This window comes from Microbacterium sp. NPDC090003 (genome assembly GCF_044748385.1).
Lineage (GTDB): Bacteria > Actinomycetota > Actinomycetes > Actinomycetales > Microbacteriaceae > Microbacterium.
Genome location: NZ_JBIVFW010000001.1, coordinates 1,469,173 through 1,485,201, shown reverse-complemented (window position 1 = coordinate 1,485,201; position 16,029 = coordinate 1,469,173). Strand labels below are relative to the sequence as shown.

16 protein-coding genes and 2 tRNA genes are annotated in these 16,029 nt (G+C 68.6%); 13 read left to right on the top strand and 5 right to left on the bottom strand.

The genetic code is table 11. The features are described from left to right. Window positions 1-8: 8 nt before the first annotated feature. Window positions 9-1,838, bottom strand: coding sequence for a DUF2207 domain-containing protein (locus tag ACIPVN_RS07205; protein WP_400441394.1), 1,830 nt, complete (start codon window positions 1,836-1,838; stop codon window positions 9-11). 79 nt (window positions 1,839-1,917) lie between these two features. Here ACIPVN_RS07205 and lysS point away from each other — a divergent pair, with 79 nt between their 5' ends. Beyond that, on the top strand, window positions 1,918-3,477 hold the full coding sequence (gene lysS / locus ACIPVN_RS07200) for a lysine--tRNA ligase (protein WP_400441391.1): 1,560 nt from the start codon (window positions 1,918-1,920) through the stop codon (window positions 3,475-3,477). On the opposite strand, the gene ACIPVN_RS07195 is transcribed toward lysS, so the two are convergent. Then, window positions 3,470-4,588, bottom strand: a complete 1,119-nt coding sequence (locus tag ACIPVN_RS07195) for a DUF4192 family protein (protein WP_400441388.1) — start codon at window positions 4,586-4,588, stop codon at window positions 3,470-3,472. The genes lysS and ACIPVN_RS07195 overlap by 8 nt on opposite strands. Before the next feature lie 114 nt (window positions 4,589-4,702). Here ACIPVN_RS07195 and ACIPVN_RS07190 point away from each other — a divergent pair, with 114 nt between their 5' ends. The 3 genes from ACIPVN_RS07190 to ACIPVN_RS07180 all read left to right on the top strand — a co-directional run bounded on the left by ACIPVN_RS07190 (window position 4,703) and on the right by ACIPVN_RS07180 (window position 7,215). Then, window positions 4,703-4,876 (top strand): hypothetical protein, encoded by a 174-nt coding sequence (locus ACIPVN_RS07190; RefSeq protein WP_247623465.1) that lies wholly within the window; start codon window positions 4,703-4,705, stop codon window positions 4,874-4,876. A gap of 99 nt (window positions 4,877-4,975) precedes the next feature. Further along, window positions 4,976-6,436: a cardiolipin synthase gene (gene cls / locus ACIPVN_RS07185; protein ID WP_400441385.1), complete on the top strand. Its 1,461-nt coding sequence runs from the start codon at window positions 4,976-4,978 to the stop codon at window positions 6,434-6,436. A gap of 50 nt (window positions 6,437-6,486) precedes the next feature. Continuing rightward, a complete protein-coding gene (locus tag ACIPVN_RS07180; RefSeq protein WP_400441382.1) occupies window positions 6,487-7,215 on the top strand; it encodes a hypothetical protein in 729 nt (242 codons plus the stop codon). Window positions 7,216-7,239: 24 nt separating this feature from the next. On the opposite strand, the gene ACIPVN_RS07175 is transcribed toward ACIPVN_RS07180, so the two are convergent. Continuing rightward, window positions 7,240-8,238, bottom strand: a complete 999-nt coding sequence (locus tag ACIPVN_RS07175; RefSeq protein ID WP_400441380.1) for a diacylglycerol/lipid kinase family protein — start codon at window positions 8,236-8,238, stop codon at window positions 7,240-7,242. A 77-nt stretch (window positions 8,239-8,315) separates the two neighbouring features. Here ACIPVN_RS07175 and ACIPVN_RS07170 point away from each other — a divergent pair, with 77 nt between their 5' ends. Then, entirely contained in the window at window positions 8,316-8,855 is a 540-nt protein-coding gene (locus tag ACIPVN_RS07170; protein WP_400441377.1) for an RNA polymerase sigma factor, read from the top strand. 127 nt (window positions 8,856-8,982) lie between these two features. Here ACIPVN_RS07170 and ACIPVN_RS07165 read toward each other — a convergent pair whose 3' ends face one another. After that, window positions 8,983-9,363: a YybH family protein gene (locus tag ACIPVN_RS07165; RefSeq protein WP_400441374.1), complete on the bottom strand. Its 381-nt coding sequence runs from the start codon at window positions 9,361-9,363 to the stop codon at window positions 8,983-8,985. Between the two features lie 122 nt (window positions 9,364-9,485). Here ACIPVN_RS07165 and serS point away from each other — a divergent pair, with 122 nt between their 5' ends. From serS to ACIPVN_RS07145, 4 genes are all read left to right on the top strand, one after another. Further along, window positions 9,486-10,814, top strand: coding sequence for a serine--tRNA ligase (serS, locus tag ACIPVN_RS07160; protein ID WP_400441371.1), 1,329 nt, complete (start codon window positions 9,486-9,488; stop codon window positions 10,812-10,814). Further along, window positions 10,811-11,632 carry an HAD family hydrolase gene (locus tag ACIPVN_RS07155; RefSeq protein ID WP_400441368.1) on the top strand — a complete coding sequence of 274 codons (822 nt, stop codon included), beginning with the start codon at window positions 10,811-10,813 and terminating at the stop codon, window positions 11,630-11,632. Before serS ends, ACIPVN_RS07155 begins: the two co-directional genes overlap by 4 nt. A gap of 42 nt (window positions 11,633-11,674) precedes the next feature. After that, window positions 11,675-11,759: transfer RNA gene (locus ACIPVN_RS07150), tRNA-Ser, on the top strand. Window positions 11,760-11,809: 50 nt separating this feature from the next. Beyond that, on the top strand, window positions 11,810-13,081 hold the full coding sequence (locus ACIPVN_RS07145; RefSeq protein WP_400441365.1) for an LCP family protein: 1,272 nt from the start codon (window positions 11,810-11,812) through the stop codon (window positions 13,079-13,081). Between the two features lie 35 nt (window positions 13,082-13,116). Here ACIPVN_RS07145 and ACIPVN_RS07140 read toward each other — a convergent pair whose 3' ends face one another. Then, window positions 13,117-13,560: a MarR family winged helix-turn-helix transcriptional regulator gene (locus ACIPVN_RS07140; RefSeq protein WP_400441363.1), complete on the bottom strand. Its 444-nt coding sequence runs from the start codon at window positions 13,558-13,560 to the stop codon at window positions 13,117-13,119. A gap of 63 nt (window positions 13,561-13,623) precedes the next feature. Here ACIPVN_RS07140 and ACIPVN_RS07135 point away from each other — a divergent pair, with 63 nt between their 5' ends. The 4 genes from ACIPVN_RS07135 to ACIPVN_RS07120 all read left to right on the top strand — a co-directional run bounded on the left by ACIPVN_RS07135 (window position 13,624) and on the right by ACIPVN_RS07120 (window position 16,026). Further along, window positions 13,624-13,992 carry a VOC family protein gene (locus ACIPVN_RS07135; RefSeq protein WP_400441360.1) on the top strand — a complete coding sequence of 123 codons (369 nt, stop codon included), beginning with the start codon at window positions 13,624-13,626 and terminating at the stop codon, window positions 13,990-13,992. Window positions 13,993-14,090: 98 nt separating this feature from the next. Beyond that, window positions 14,091-14,183: transfer RNA gene (locus ACIPVN_RS07130), tRNA-Ser, on the top strand. Window positions 14,184-14,272: 89 nt separating this feature from the next. Next, window positions 14,273-15,895, top strand: coding sequence for a sodium-dependent transporter (locus tag ACIPVN_RS07125; protein WP_400441357.1), 1,623 nt, complete (start codon window positions 14,273-14,275; stop codon window positions 15,893-15,895). After that, window positions 15,892-16,026 (top strand): methionine/alanine import family NSS transporter small subunit, encoded by a 135-nt coding sequence (locus ACIPVN_RS07120; RefSeq protein WP_400441355.1) that lies wholly within the window; start codon window positions 15,892-15,894, stop codon window positions 16,024-16,026. The genes ACIPVN_RS07125 and ACIPVN_RS07120 overlap by 4 nt, the downstream gene beginning before the upstream one ends. The last annotated feature ends 3 nt before the right edge of the window (window positions 16,027-16,029 follow it).

Below are 16,029 nucleotides of genomic sequence, written 5' to 3'. Positions count from 1 at the left end.
GGTGCCGGTCAGCGTCCGCCGGAGAACCCGCCCCCGCCGCCGCCGCCGGAGAACCCGCCGCCGCTCGACCCGCCGAAGCTCGACGAGCTGCCGGTCGACGGGGCCGTGTACGACGATGCCGACGCGGTGGAGACGGCGAAGGCCGCGAGCGAGGTGCTCAGATACGGTGAGCGACCGTCGCCGATCCAGCCGGGACCCCGCTGCTCTTGCGTGTAGGCGTGCTCGAGCACCGTGCCCCACTCGTCTTCCATGCCGAAGAGCATCGCGTAGGGGAGCAGCCGCTCGTAGAGCACGATGACGTTCGCGCTGCCGTCCTGCCGGCGCTCCGCCCCCGTGTAGGAGTGCAGCATCTGCAGCCGGTCGGCCTCGGCGACGCGGATGAACTCGCGCACCCCCTGGAGGTACTCGTACTGCCGTGCACCCTCCGGGGTGAGCACGACGTGCTTCGAGAAGGCGTAGAGGCTCGCCAGGAGCACGAAGAAGGCCCCGAACGCGACGACCACGAGCGCCGGGATCGCGCCGACGCGACCGGTGGCGACTCCCCAGATCGCCGCCGCCAGTCCGATCGCGGCGACGGCGATCGCGATCCACTGCAGGATCACGGCACCGCGGGCGCGCTCGCGCACGGTGAGCCCGCGGGTCTCGGCCTGCTTCTTGCCCAGCGCCTGCAACACTCCCATGCGCGCGGCGAAGGTCTCGCTCGCGGCAGGGATGTCGACGACGTCGGTGCCGTCGGTGCCGAGGAACAGGTTGTCGACCGCATCCGCGTCGAGTCCGTCGGGGACGCGCCCGTCGGGAAGGCGCCGCAGCCGCGGGCGCTCCGGCTCGGCCCCCTCCTCGATCCGGAGCACGCCGCGGACGGCGAGGTGCACGATCTCTGCGGAGATCACGGCCTTCGGGTCGGGCAGGATCGCGGCCGCGAGGAGCGGAGGCATCGCATCCGGCACGTCGTACTGGGCGACGACGATGCCGGTGGCGGTGCGTCGACGCTTGCGGACGGACGCGACGGCGAACCAGCTCGCGACAGTCAGCCCCAGACCTCCCACTGCGGCGAACATCGGGGCGACGTCGGTGACGGGGTTCGGGGTGCGGGCGGACGGCTGGGTGACGGTGCCCGCCTCGAAGGCGATCGCGACGGTCACGCCGTCACCCGCGGCTCGCTCGCCCGACTCGACGTGGAAGATCGCGCCGTCGGGGGTGTCGGTCGGGCCCTCGACCGTGCACGTCTCGGACGAACCGGAGAAGCCCTCGTAGCAACCGCTCGCGCCGGTGAGTGCCGCGGACAGGGTGTCGTCGAACAGGATGTCGGCGCGAAACGACTCGATCGCCTGAGTGCTGTCGAGCGGCAGGAGGTCCCAGTAGAACTCGTCGACTCCGGTCTCGGCGGCCAGGACGACATCGCGCATCTCGTATTCGATGACGTAGGTCTGGAGTCCCTGCACGTAGTCGTCGTCGCCGGTGAGCACGTAGAGCACGCCATCGTCGGTGTCGGTCTCGTAGGGGACGTCGGCGCCGGTCTGGTCGGTGACGGAGAGGACGCGGGTGTCGATACCCGCATTCTCGTAGGAGGTGGCCAAGCCGCGGACGATCCCACGGTTCTGGTCGACGTCGGGGAACCGGGCGACGAGCTCCTCGGTGACGTGCATGGTGGCTCGGCCCTCGTCGTCGACGCCCACCGTGTAGGTGGCGTCCCACGAGGCGTAGGAGAAGTCGTCGACGTCGGCGGAGACGGATGCCCGGGCGCTCGCGGGGCTCGATGCGAGTAACACGAGGACGGCGACGGCGACGGCGACGGCGGCGGTGGTGGCGAGGGCGCGGAGGATCCGTGGGGCGGCCATTCTTCGAGGCTACCCAGCCCCGGCCTCGGATCGGCTCGTAGCCTCGGTAAACTGGAACGACTTTTCCAAGGAGCCCCGAATGACCGACGCGTCCGCCGCGCCCGCGCAGAACCCCACCGACTCTTCGAACACCGAGCTCGGCGACGACGAGATCCATGAGCAGAAGGCCGTGCGTCTCGCCAAGCGCGAGCGTCTGATCGCGAAGCGGACGGATGCCGGTGGCGGGGCGTTCCCGGTCGGTGTCCCGGTGACCCACACGATCCCGGCCCTGCGCGCCCAGTACGGCGAGGGCGGTGCCGACGAGCTCGAAGCGGGCGCCGAGACCGGCGTCGTGGTCGGGGTCGCCGGCCGCGTCGTCTTCAGCCGCAATACCGGCAAGCTCTGCTTCGCGACCCTGCAGGCGGGTGACGGTTCGCGCATCCAGGCGATGATCTCTCTCGCGAACGTCGGCGAGGAGTCGCTGGCGGACTGGAAGGAATACGTCGACCTGGGCGACCACGTGTTCGTGCACGGCGAGGTCATCTCGAGCCGCCGCGGCGAACTGTCGATCATGGCCGACGGTTGGGCGATCGCATCGAAGGCGATCCTGCCCCTGCCGAACGCCTACGCCGAGCTGAGTGAGGAGGGCCGCGTCCGCAGCCGCTACCTCGACCTGATCGTGCGCGAGCAGGCGCGCCAGACCGTGCGCGCCCGCGCCGCGGTGAACGCGAGCCTGCGGGCCACGTTCACCGGTCACGACTACCTCGAGGTCGAGACCCCCATGCTGCAGGTGCAGCACGGCGGAGCATCCGCTCGTCCGTTCATCACGCATTCCAACGCGTTCGACACCGAGCTGTACCTGCGCATCGCCCCCGAGCTGTACCTCAAGCGCGCGGTCGTCGGCGGCATCGAGCGCGTGTACGAGATCAACCGCAACTTCCGCAACGAGGGCGCCGACTCGACGCACAGCCCCGAGTTCGCGATGCTCGAGGCCTACCAGGCCTATGGCGACTACGACCAGATGGCCGCACTCACCCAGGAGCTCGTGCAGAACGCGGCGATCGCGGTCGCAGGGTCGACGACGGTGACCTGGGCCGACGGCACCGAGTACGACCTCGGCGGCGAGTGGGACCGCATCTCGATGTACGAGTCGCTGTCCGCCGCGGCCGGGCGCACGTTCACTCCGCAGGACGCGGTCGAGGACCTCATCGCCTTCGCCGAGGCGAACGACGTCGATCTGCCGCCGCAGGCGACCCACGGCAAGCTCATCGAGGAGCTCTGGGAGCACTTCGTGAAGGGCGACCTCGTGCGCCCGACGTTCGTCATGGACTTCCCCGTCGACACCTCGCCGCTCGTTCGCGAGCACCGGTCGATCGACGGCGTGGTCGAGAAGTGGGATCTGTACATCCGCGGCTTCGAGCTGGCGACCGGGTACTCCGAGCTCGTCGACCCCGTGATCCAGCGCGAGCGGTTTGTCGAGCAGGCGAAGCTCGCCGCGCGCGGCGATGTCGAGGCGATGCCGATCGACGACGAGTTCCTTCGGGCGCTGGAGCACGGCATGCCGCCGTCCGGTGGCATGGGAATGGGTATCGATCGCCTGCTCATGGCGATCACAGGTCTCGGCATCCGCGAGACCATCCTCTTCCCGCTGGTCAAGTAGTCGGCCCCGTGGTGCGCCGGAAGGTCCATTCCGGCAGCACCGCGGACTCGATCATCGAGCCGACGAGTGCGGCGAGTCCGTAGTCCGGGTCGATCGAGCGCGCCTCGTCGAGGTAGTGCGCCGCGTGCGTCGACCGGCCGAGCGCCCACGAGAGCCACGCCGCCGCGGTGAGTGGGGCGGGACGGGTCGCCCGCGGAGCTCGTGATGCGGCGGTGCGCACGACCTCGAGGGCGAAGCTGAGCCGGTCGGGGTCGGGCGTGGGGCCGCGGCCGAGGAAGATGTCGCCGAGCTCGTCGGGGATCGACCGGCCGTGCTGCGCGAAGTCGAGCTGAGCGCCGAGCGATCGTCGACCGGACGCGTGATCCGACGCCCACTGCAGCAGCGCCACGTCTCGGTAGACGGGGCGCTCGAGGCACCACAGCAGTGCGGCGACCGCGAAGGGCGGCAGATCGCCGCGGGTGTCGAGGAGCTGTTCGTAGAACGCGGGCACGTCGTCGAGGATCGCGAGGGCGGCGAGGGCCTCGGGGTTCGCTTCGTCGGACAGCGACGACGCCGGGCGCCCGAGCATCTCCGAGAGGTCGCGCAGGGCTCGCCCGACGCGCTCCTTCTGCGCGAGATCGGCGACGGGGAGCGCGGCGCCGGAGTTCTGATCGCCCGAGACGTCTCCGATTCCGGGCACCTTCTCGGCGCACGCCGGCTCGACGGGATGCAGAAGCGGCTCCTCTTCGAGGTAGCTCGCCCATCCGCCCGGCGTGACGCACAGCGCGTCGACGATGCGGAGGCCGGCGTCCTCGGCGCAACCGAGCAGTTCGTCGAGGACGACGGCGTGAGGGAGGACCCACCCGTCCGGCGTGCTCTGGGCCGCCTCGTCGACGTAGGCGACGACGGCTACCGCATCGATCGCGGCGACGCGGGAGACGAGGCCGATCGCGGTATCCGCATATTGTTCGAGCGGTACGTCGTCGCGCGGAAGGTCGATGCGCATCGCGCCGTAGGCGCGGGAGCCCTGGAAGGGGAGCAGCACCATGCTGCGTCGGGGCGTGAAGCCGGCGAGGAGGGGGACGATGCCGAGGAACTCGGCGGAATCTGCGGCACGGAGGACGGTGTTCATGAGGCGAGTGTGCCCGGCGGGAGCATCCGTCCGTTCCGGAAAACCGGGCCTGTGGAGAGATGGCCCCGACCTTGTGACCGGCGCAGGAGGAGTGAGGTCGCGTACCATGGGGGTATGGACAACTTCTGGGTCGCCGCCGCGTGGTCGATCCTTCCGACCCTCGGGGTCAGCGCCATCTTCTTCATGGTGCTCCGCGGCATCCTGCGATTCGACCGCACCGAGCGCAAGGTGCACGCGCAGATCGAGGCGGAAGAGCGTGCGGCCCGCGGCCTTCCCCCGCGTTCCTGAGGCTCTGTCCCACCCATCCGATACTGTGAAGCGAACACCGCCGGACGGTGATGCGCGACGGAGCCCGTCATCGGCGAGGCCCGTCAGGAAGAGAGCAGTATGACCGCGGAGGGCGTCGCCTGGGCGATCACGGCGTTCCTCGTGGTGCTCGACCTGACCATCCGCATCACGGCGATCATCGTCATCCCGCGCAACCGCCGCCCCACGGCCGCGATGGCCTGGCTGCTGGCGATCTTCTTCATCCCGTTCGTCGGGGTCTTCCTGTTCCTCGTGATCGGAAACCCGCGGCTGCCGCGCGCCCGCCGCCGCAAGCAGGACCAGATCAACGAGTACATCGCGGCGACCAGCGAGCACCTGCACTTCGGAACCCTCCGCCCGCACGCGCCGGACTGGTTCGGTCCGCTGGTCGAGATGAACCAGCGCCTCGGTGCTCTGCCGCTCTCGGGCGACAACGGAGCGCACCTGATCTCCGACTACCAGGGGTCGCTCGACGCGATGGCCGATGCCATCCGCGAGGCGAAGGACTACGTGCACGTCGAGTTTTACATCCTGCAATCGGATGCCTCGACCGACAACTTCTTCCGCGCGCTCGAAGAGGTCGCGGCCCGAGGCGTCTCGGTGCGGGTGCTGCTCGATCACTGGGCCAACCGCTGGAAACCCCGCTACAAGCAGACGATCCGGCGTCTCAACGCCATGGGAGCCGACTGGCATCTGATGCTGCCGGTGCAGCCGTTCAAGGGTCGGATGCAGCGCCCCGATCTGCGAAACCACCGCAAGCTCCTCGTGGTCGACGGCGTGACGGCCTTCCTGGGCTCGCAGAACGTCACCGACTCGACCTACAACCTGCCGAAGAACATCAAGCGCGGCCTGCACTGGGTCGATCTGATGGTGCGCCTCGACGGACCGGTCGTGCTCAGCGTCAACGCGATCTTCCTGAGCGACTGGTACAGCGAGACCGACATCGTGCTGGAGGAGATCGACATCGCCCACGCCGACATCGGTTCGGGCGACCTCGACTGCCAGGTCGTGCCCTCGGGCCCCGGATTCGAGGTCGAGAACAACCTGCGCCTCTTCCTCGGGCTGCTGTACGCGGCGAAGGATCGCATCATGATCGTGAGTCCGTACTTCGTGCCGGATGAGGCCCTGCTGCTCGCCGTCACCGCGGCCGTCGACCGTGGAGTCGCGGTCGAGCTGTTCGTCTCGGAAGAGGGCGACCAGGCGATGGTCTACCACGCGCAGCGCAGCTACTACGAGGTGCTGCTCAAGGCGGGCGTGCGCATCTGGATGTACCGCAAACCGTACATCCTGCACACCAAGAGCCTGACGGTCGACGACGAGGTCGCGGTGATCGGCTCGAGCAACATGGACATGCGTTCGTTCGGTCTCAACCTCGAGGTCTCGATGCTCGTGCGCGGCGAGGAGTTCGTCGCCGAGATGCGCGAGGTCGAAGACACCTACCGGTCGCTCAGCCGCGAGCTCACCCTCGAGGAGTGGATGCAGCAGCCGCTCCGCTCGACCGTGCTCGACAACCTGGCGCGCCTCACCTCCGCCCTGCAGTAGCCGCGTCCATCTCGCTATCCACCGGTATACCGCGCGGGTATCCTGGGCGCATGACCTCCCCCACCCGTGTCGCCGCCGCACTCTCCGCTCTGGCCGCCGTCGTTCTGATCGCCGGATGCACGATCGGGCCGGGCTCGACGTCGCCGCAGAGCACGTCCCTCCCGTCGAGCACACCGATCGCCGACGAGGACTACGACGACATGGAGGGCGCCCTGCTCGACGACGGGCGCATCTTCGCCGTCGTCACCTGGGGATCGTCGACCTGCATCCCGCAGGTCGACACCGTCACGGCCGAGGGGCAGAACGTCTCCGTCGAACTCGTCGATACGGATGCCGACGCCGTCTGCACCATGGACATGGTGCAGCGCGCCAGCCTCGGCGGGCTGCCCGGCGGAGTCGACCCGACCCAGGACATCACTCTTCAGGTGACCTACAAGGACGCGAGCGACGACGTCGAGCTCGAGGGTGCCGCGGTCACCGGCATGCCGGGGGAGCCGACCGAGTACCAGCCGTCGGCCGGATGGTTCGACGACGACGCCCTGGTGCTGGTGACCTGGGGGTCGTCGGGCTGCCCGCCGGTGGTCGCGTCGGTCGAGGGCTCGGGCAACGCGGGCACCGTCGAGTTCACGACGATCGAGGGTCAGGTGTGCACGATGGACATGGCTCCGCGGGCCACCATCGTCGCCTTCGCAGACGGAGCCGTCGACGACGGCGAGTTCACACTCACCCTGAGCGGCGGCAATCTCGACGGAACGGTCTCGGTTCCGGCTCGCGACTGATCCGGGGCGCGCGGCCGCGACGCGTCAGAGCGCGTCGACCGGATGCCCCTCCGGCAGCGCGAGCAGGAGTGCGCCCGGATCGACCCGGCACGTGATGCGCACGGCGTCGCCGAACTCGTCACCGTCGAGCTCGACCGGTGTGGGTGCCGACGTCGCAGCCTCCGCGACGAGGCCCTGGAAGTAGTTCACGGCGGCGTCCTTCCCGCGGCGCTCGAGGATCCGTCTGCCGGCGGCGAAGCGGCGCAGAACGGAGTTCTCCCACCAGATCCTGCGCCAGACGTTGAACCAGCCGAACGCACCGGACGGCCGGATCACGGCGACGTCGAGGGTGCCGTCGGAGATCGAGGCATCGGGCACGAGGGCGATGCCCGCGGGCAGAGTGCCGCAGTTGGCGAAGAGGATGCTGTGCACCTTCGTCGAGTGCAGGCGCCCGTCGTCGATCTGGTACACCGATCGGAAGGGCGAGGCATTGGCGAGCGAGCGCGCGGCGCCGTCGACGTAGGCGATCCACCCGACCGACTTCTTGAGGTCCGGTCGGGTGTTCGCGATCATGTCGGCATCGAGCCCGATGCCCGCGAGCACGACGAAGGCATGCTCGCTCTCGTCGCCGCTCTCGCGGGTGATGCGTGCCCATCCGATGTCGATCGCGTGGCGGGATCCGGTCAATGCCGCGCGGATCATGTCGTCGGGAGAAGCGAGCGGCAGCGCCAGGTTGCGTGCGAGCAGGTTGCCGGTGCCGCTCGGCAGGATCGCAAGGGGCACGCCCGTGTTCGCGATGGCCTCGGAGACCGCTCGCACGGTGCCGTCACCGCCGGCGACGAGCACGACGTCGACGCCGCGGGCGAGAGCCTGCGCCGTGGCCCCCTGCCCGGCATCCTGGATCGTCGTCGGATAGAACGCCGGATGCTCCCACCCCTCGGCCTTCGACAGCTCGCGCACGGCGGCGCGCAGTCTCTTCTCGTCGACCTTGATGGGGTTGTAGACGAGTGCGGCCTGTCGTCTCGCGGCCGGGGGCTTCGTCATGGCGATACTCTATTCCCGGCATGTGTCACGCAGGTGACACGGGGACGGGTGCCCGATCGCTCGGGGGAGGGGCCGGAATGGGTGCGCAGGCCGATCGCGAGTCGATCGACGACGCGCGTGCGCTGCTGACCGAGATGATCACGGACGAGCCCGATCGGCTCCGGCGCCGCAGCATCTCGCTCGGTGTGCCCGTTGACGATGCCGACGACGCCGCCCAGACGGCTCTGCTGCGCGCCTGGCGATCGGTCGCCCATCTCGAGACCCCCGCGCCGGGGCGGGTGTGCTCGTGGCTCGACGCGATCGCTCGCAACGTCGCGATCGACCTCTCCCGTCAGCGGGTGCGCCGCCCGCACGCCGAGCTCGACGACGAGATGCCCGACGCCGTGAACGTGGCCGGAGCCGCCGAGATCCGCGTGATCCTCGACGGGGCGCTCGCCGCGCTGCACGACCTCCCCGACTCGCTGCGGGAGCCGTTGCTGCTCACCGCCGTCGACGGCCTGTCGGCCACCGAAGCAGCGGAGCGGCTGGGCATCGATCCTGCGGCGGTCCGCCAGCGCGTCGCCCGCGCGCGCAAGGCGCTCGGAGCCTGCCGGCAGAACGGCATGGGCACCGACTGACACCCGGGCCGACGCGGCCATCGAGACCCATCGAGCCCGCCGAGACCCCTGGTCGCCGACGTCGAGACCGGTGGGTCTCGACGCGCGTGGTGGGTCTCGGCAGGCTCGAAGGATGCCGGGCTACGGGTCAGACCGTGCCGAAGGGATTGTCGACCGCATAGCGCCAGCCGTGCTCCTCGTCGAAGACGGCCACGTCGGCGGTCGTGCCGGCGAGGGCGACCTCGGATCCGTCGGGACCCGTGCCCGTGATCGTCCAGTCGGCGATCGCGAGGCCGGTGCCGTCGCTCTCGAACACGTGGCGGACGGTCATCGAGATCGGCAGGTCGAGGCCGAGGAACTGCTCGAGCGCACCGCGGACGGCCGCCTCGCCGGTCACGGGGGTGCCGGGGGCGGGCACGAAGACCACATCGGCGGTGTTCAGGGCCATCAGGCCGTCGAGGTCGCGGGCGTTGAAGCGGTCGGCGAACGCCAGGTTCAGCTGGTCGAGCGAGGTGACACGGGTGGTCATGGGTAGTCCTTTCACAGCGGGGATCGGCCGGATGCCGACCACCGAGGAGAAAGACGATGCACGCGCGTGAGTGTGACATCCGCAGAGTCTGCGGGGGCGGAAGACCCCCGTAGAATCGTGGAATGATCGACCTCGCTCTCCTCCGCGACCACCCTGAGATCGTCCGCCGCTCGCAGGCCGCGCGCGGCAACGACCAGGCCACCGTCGACATCGCGCTCGAGGCTGATCGATCGCGCCGCGCGGCGCTCGCCGCGTTCGAAGAACTGCGAGCCGAGCAGAACGCGTTCGGCAAGGTGATCGCGAAGGCGCCGAAGGAGGAGAAGCCCGCCCTCGTCGCGCAGGGCAAGGAGCTCGCCGAGCGCGTCAAGCAGGCACAGCAGGTCGCGAACGACGCGGCGGAGACGGCATCCGCTGCTCTGGCCCGCATCGAGAACGTCGTGATCGACGGCGTGCCCGCCGGCGGCGAGGCCGACTTCGTCGAGCTGCGCCGCGTCGGCGAGGTGCCCTCGTTCGACTTCGAACCGCGCGATCACCTCGAGATCGGTGAGATCCTCGGGGCGATCGACATGGAGCGCGGCGCGAAGGTCTCGGGCGCCCGCTTCTACTTCCTGCGCGGCATCGGTGCCCGGCTCGAGATCGCGCTCATGAACCTCGCGCTCGACAAGGCGCTCCAGAACGGATTCGTGCCGCTCATCACGCCCACGCTGGTGCGCCCCGAGATCATGCAGGGCACCGGCTTCCTCGGCGAGCACGCCGACGAGGTCTACCACCTCGACAAGGGCGACGACCTCTACCTCGTCGGCACCAGCGAGGTCGCGCTCGCCGGGTATCACAAGGACGAGATCGTCGATCTCTCGGACGGCGCGCTGCGCTACGCCGGTTGGTCGACCTGCTACCGTCGCGAAGCCGGCTCGCACGGCAAGGACACTCGTGGCATCATCCGCGTGCACCAGTTCAACAAGCTCGAGATGTTCGTCTACACGGAGGCCGAAGACGCCGAAGCCGAGCACCTGCGCCTCGTCGCCCTGCAGGAGGAGATGCTGACGTCGCTCGGCCTCGCCTACCGCGTGATCGATGTCGCCGCGGGCGACCTCGGATCGAGCGCCGCGCGCAAGTACGACATCGAGGCCTGGGTGCCCACGCAGGGCGCCTTCCGCGAGTTGACGTCGACGTCGAACTGCACGACGTTCCAGGCGCGACGCCTCGATGTGCGCCATCGTCCGACGGTCGATGCCTCGGCTGGTGAGGCGACACAGGGCGGATCGGCTCCGAGGACGCAGCACGTCGCGACGCTCAACGGCACGCTGGCGACGACCCGCTGGATCGTCGCGTTGCTCGAGACCCACCAGCAGGCCGACGGTTCGGTGCGCGTGCCCGAGGTGCTGCGCCCCTATCTCGGAGGGCTCGAGGTGCTGACGCCGGAGAACACGAAGTCGAAGGTCACCGCGTGACCGCGCCCTGGCTCGTGGCGCTCGACGTCGACGGCACCATCCTGCTCCAGGACGAGACGATGAGCCCCGGCGTGCCCGAGGCCGTCGCCCGCCTGCGCGACGCCGGTCACGTGGTGACGATCGCCACCGGCCGCAGCTGGATGGCGACCCGCCGTTACGTCGAGCAGCTCGAACTCGACGCCGAATACGTCGTGTGCTCGAACGGCGCCGTCACGATGCGCCGCGTCGGCGACGACTGGGAGCGCTGGAACGTCGAGACCTTCGACCCCTCGCCCGCGCTCACTCTGCTGCGCGAGCGCCTGCCGGACGCCCGCTACATGGTCGAGCTCGCCTCGGGCCAGCGGCTCTTCACCGACCAGCTCGACGACTGGACGCTCGACGGGGGTCGGCGGGTGAGCTTCGAGGAGCTCGCGGCCGAACCCGTGTCGCGCATCGTCGTGGTCTCGCCCGGGCACGACGAGGAGGACTTCCATCGGCTGGTGGCGGATGCCGGTTTGAACGAGGTGTCGTATGCGATCGGCTGGACGGCCTGGCTCGACATCGCCCCGCAGGGAGTCGACAAGGGCACCGCGCTGGAGCGCGTGCGCGACGAGCTCGGCCTTGTCGGGGAGCGTGTGCTCGTCGCGGGTGACGGTCGCAATGACATCGGCATGTTCGGCTGGGCGCGCTCGCTCGGCGGGCGCGCGATCGGCATGGGCCAGGCGCCGGTCGAAGTGAAGGACGCGGCATCCGAGATCACCGACGACGTCGCCGACGGCGGGCTGGCGAGTGCACTGAATACGCTTCCAGCGCCCGCCCAGGTCAGCGCAGGAGAATAGAACTCGGCTAGACTCACGGCTTGTCGGCAGATCCGTCTGTCGGGAGGGTTGTCCGAGCGGCCGATGGAGCTGGTCTTGAAAACCAGTGGGCAGAGATGTCTCGTGGGTTCGAATCCCACACCCTCCGCTTCCTGAGCCCGGTGCCCCCTCACCGCAGGCAGAACCGAAAGGCACCGTGTGACCGAGAACACCCGACGCCGTCGAACCATCGCTCGCCACGGCCAGTTGCACTCGCCGGGACCCCTCAGCCAGCTGCTGAAGTTCATCGCGATCGGACTCGCGGTGGTGCTGGTGAGCGGAATCGGTGTGGCGGCGTACGTCGTGTACGACCTGCGCAGCACGCAGCTCGCGAACTCCGTCGAGCTCGAGGGTCAGTCGGCCGACGCCGTGCCGCCGGACATCAGCGAGTACGAGGGCGGATTCAACTTCGTGCTCGCGGGTGTCGACACCTGCGAAGAGGCGTACGCCGGGTACTTCGGCGACCGCTGCAGCGGCAACGACTCCGAGGGCAACCTCAACGACGTCAACCTGCTCGTGCACGTCTCCGACAACCCCCGTCGCATCACGGTGGTCAGCTTCCCGCGCGACCTCATGATCCCCATCCCCGAGTGCACCGACGACGACGGCAACGTGCACTCCGCCATGAGCAAGCAGCCTCTCAACGTCGCGTACAGCGACGGCGGCCTCAACTGCGTCGCGAAGACCATCTCCGAGCTCACCGATCAAGAGGTGCAGTTCGCGGCATCCGTCACCTTCGGCGGCGTGATCGAGATCACGAACGCAATCGGCGGCGTCGATGTGTGCCTCGCGAACCCGATCCGCGATCGCTACACCGGACTCGACCTCACGGCCGGAAATCACACGGTTCAGGGCCTTGAAGCCCTGCAGTTCCTGCGCACTCGTCACGGCGTCGGCGACGGCAGCGACCTGGGCCGCATCGGTAACCAGCAGCAGTACATGTCGAGCCTGGCGCGCAAGCTCATCAGCGGTGAGACCCTCGGCAACGTGGGCACCATGCTGAAACTCGCGAACGTCGGTCTCAGCAACCTCGAGACGAGCACGACACTGAACGACCCGATGACGATCGTGCAGATCGCGCTCGCGGTCAAGGAGGTCCCGTTCGAGGACATCGTCTTCGTGCAGTACCCGACCGGCACCGACTCGCAGAACGCCAACAAGGTGGTGCCGAACTACACGGCCGCGGGCGAGCTCTTCGCCGCGATCGAGGCGAACGCGCAGCTGCAGATCACGCATCAGAACACCAGCAACGACGGTGTGATCGTGCAAGAGCCGACGCCCGCAGACACGACCCCGACCGAAGAAACGGCTCCGACCGAGGAAGCCGCCCCGACCGAGCCGGCGACGCCAGAGAACGTCGTCGCCCTCCCCGACAGCATCAAGGGCAACTCGGCCGCGCAGCAGACCTGCTCGAACGGCAACGTGCGCTGATCCGCATCACGACGCGGTGCACGTCGGTCATCTGATCAGGGCGCCGACCGAAGCGATCGCGTCATGCTCTGCAGCATCCGGAACGCGACGGCCTGATCGTCGTCGCTCATCTCCGACAGCATCCGCTTCTCGACCGCGCGAACGGCGGCGGTCGCCGATGCCAGGCGTCGTCGGCCCTCCGCGGTGAGGACCGTCGGCAGCGCCTTGCCGACCGGAGCCTCGGATGCCCGCGCGACGAGCCCTTCGCGTTCGAGCTGCTGCAACAGCACGTTCATCGATTGCCGCGTGACGAAGGCGCCGCGAGCGAGATCCGAGTTCGAGAGTCCGGGGCGTTGGGCGAGGAGTTCGAGGCACGAATAGCGCGTGATCGTCATGTCGAGGGGGCGCAGCGCATTCTCCATCGCGGAGCGCAGGGCGCTCGCCGCTTCCTTCAGCAGGTAGCCGAGGGACGAGGGGAGATGGATGCCGTCTTGCGTCATGTCAGTATTCTGACATAGACTTCTGTGTGTCAGAAAACTGACATACAATCTGAGGAGCAACCCATGCCTGTCACCGGACCCGACTTCGTCTCCCTGCAGACGCGCGACCTCGACGCCTCCCAGGCCTTCTACGAGAACTACCTCGGCCTCGTGCGGTCGCCGGACGGGCCGCCGCACGCCGTGGTCTTCACGACGACGCCGATCGCCTTCGCACTACGAGACCTCGTACCGGGAACCGAGCTCGCCTCCGTCTCGCGCCCCGGCATCGGCGTCGCACTCTGGCTTCACGCCACCGATGTGCAGCGAATTCACGACGCCCTCGTCGCCGATGGGCACACGATCGTGTCCGATCCGATCGACGGACCCTTCGGCCGCACGTTCACGTTCGCCGACCCCGACGGCTACCACGTGACCCTCCACGATCGCGCCTGATCGGCGCTCTCCCGGGGGAGGGATCGACCCGGTTCGTGGGATGGGGCGGAATCCGTTACGATGGCTAGGTGCATCCGAGCTTTCGGGCGAGGATGCCTGGAGACGTCGCATAGTCCGGCCTAGTGCACCACCCTGCTAAGGTGGAGACCTCTTTAAGGGGTCCAGGGGTTCAAATCCCCTCGTCTCCGCCAAGAAGCCCCCGAGAGATCGGGGGCTTTTTCGTGTTCTGCGACGGCCGGGCGCCCCGTGGGCGCGCACGACCTCCGGTATTCTCGCGGGCATGGCAACCGCAGCGGCGCAGACCCAGAAACGCGAGGCGTTCGGCTCGCGGAACGTCTTCATCCTGTCGGCGATCGGCTCCGCCGTCGGTCTCGGCAACATCTGGCGCTTCCCCTATGTCGCCTACGAGGGCGGTGGGGGAGCGTTCCTCATCCCGTATCTCTGCGCGCTGTTGACCGCCGGCATCCCCCTGCTGTTCCTGGACTACGCGATCGGCCATCGCTTCCGCGGCTCCGCACCGCTCGCTTTCCGCCGCATGCACCGCGCCGCCGAGCCGCTGGGCTGGTGGCAGGTGCTCATCTGCGTAGTCATCTCGGTTTACTACGCGGTGATCGTCGCCTGGGCGGCGATGTACACCTGGTTCTCGGCGCAGCTCACCTGGGGACCGGGCAACGAGAACGACTTCTTCTTCGCGGACTTCCTGCAGTCGGCCGACGTCGCCGAGGTCGGCATCTCGACGGACTTCGTGCCGCAGGTCGGAATCCCGCTCGCCGTGGTCTGGCTCGCCGTCATCGCGATCATGGCGCTGGGGGTCAAGCGCGGGATCGGCCGGGCGAACGTGATCCTCATGCCGTTGCTCACCGTGATGTTCGCCGTGCTCGTCGTGCAGTCGCTGTTCCTGCCCGGGGCGATGGACGGGCTCAACGCGTTCTTCACGCCGAACTGGGAAGCGCTCGCCGATCCGGGTGTGTGGGCCTCGGCCTACGGCCACATCTTCTTCTCGCTGTCGGTGGCCTTCGGCATCATGGTCACGTACTCGTCGTATCTCAAGCGCAAGACCGACCTCACCGGATCGGGTCTGGTCGTCGGGTTCGCGAACTCCGGCTTCGAGATCCTCGCCGGCATCGGTGTCTTTGCGGCGCTCGGATTCATGGCTCAGGCGCAGGGAACTGATGTGGCGGGAGTTGCGTCATCCGGCATCGGCCTCGCCTTCGTGGCATTCCCGACGATCGTCTCGCAGGCTGCGGGCGGATCGATCATCGGCGTGCTGTTCTTCGGAGCGCTGGTCTTCGCCGGGGTGACCTCCATGATCTCGATCCTCGAGGTGATCGTCGCGGCCCTTCAGGACAAGCTCGGCTGGGGGCGCCTCCGCACGACGCTCACCGTGTCGATCCCGCTCGCCGTGATCTCGATGGCGCTCTTCTCGACGACGACCGCGCTGTCGGTGCTCGACACGACGGATGCCTTCGTCAACGCCTTCGGCATCATGGCCGTCGCGCTCGTCGCCGTCGTGGTCGTGGCCTGGGTTCTGCACAAGCTGCCCGCGCTGCAGGAGCACCTCAACCGACGCTCGAGTTTCCGCGTGGGCTTCGTCTGGAAGCTGCTGATCGGCGCGCTCGCCCCGATCGTGCTGGGCTATCTGCTCGTCAGCGAGTTGATCACCAAGCTCGCCGAGCCGTACGGCGGGTACCCGGATTGGTTCCTCGCGGTGTTCGGTTGGGGCATGGTGATCGCGCTGGTCGTGATCGGCGTGCTGCTCTCGCTCGTTCCCTGGAGTCGCCGTTCCCACGCGAAGGACGATCCCGAGTACGACGAGTTCCTCGATCAGGAGGAGTACGAGCCCGACGCCGAGACGGGAATGCTCCCCGTGCAGGGTGCGAAGGATGAGGAGGCCCGCGCATGACTCCGGTGGCGATCGTCATGATGATCATCGCGATGGTGACGGTCTGGGGAGGCCTGATCGCCGCTGTCGTGAATCTCGCCCGTCACCCGGAGGAGGCCGACGCCGAGCCGGCTCCGCCGATCGAGCTCTGACCC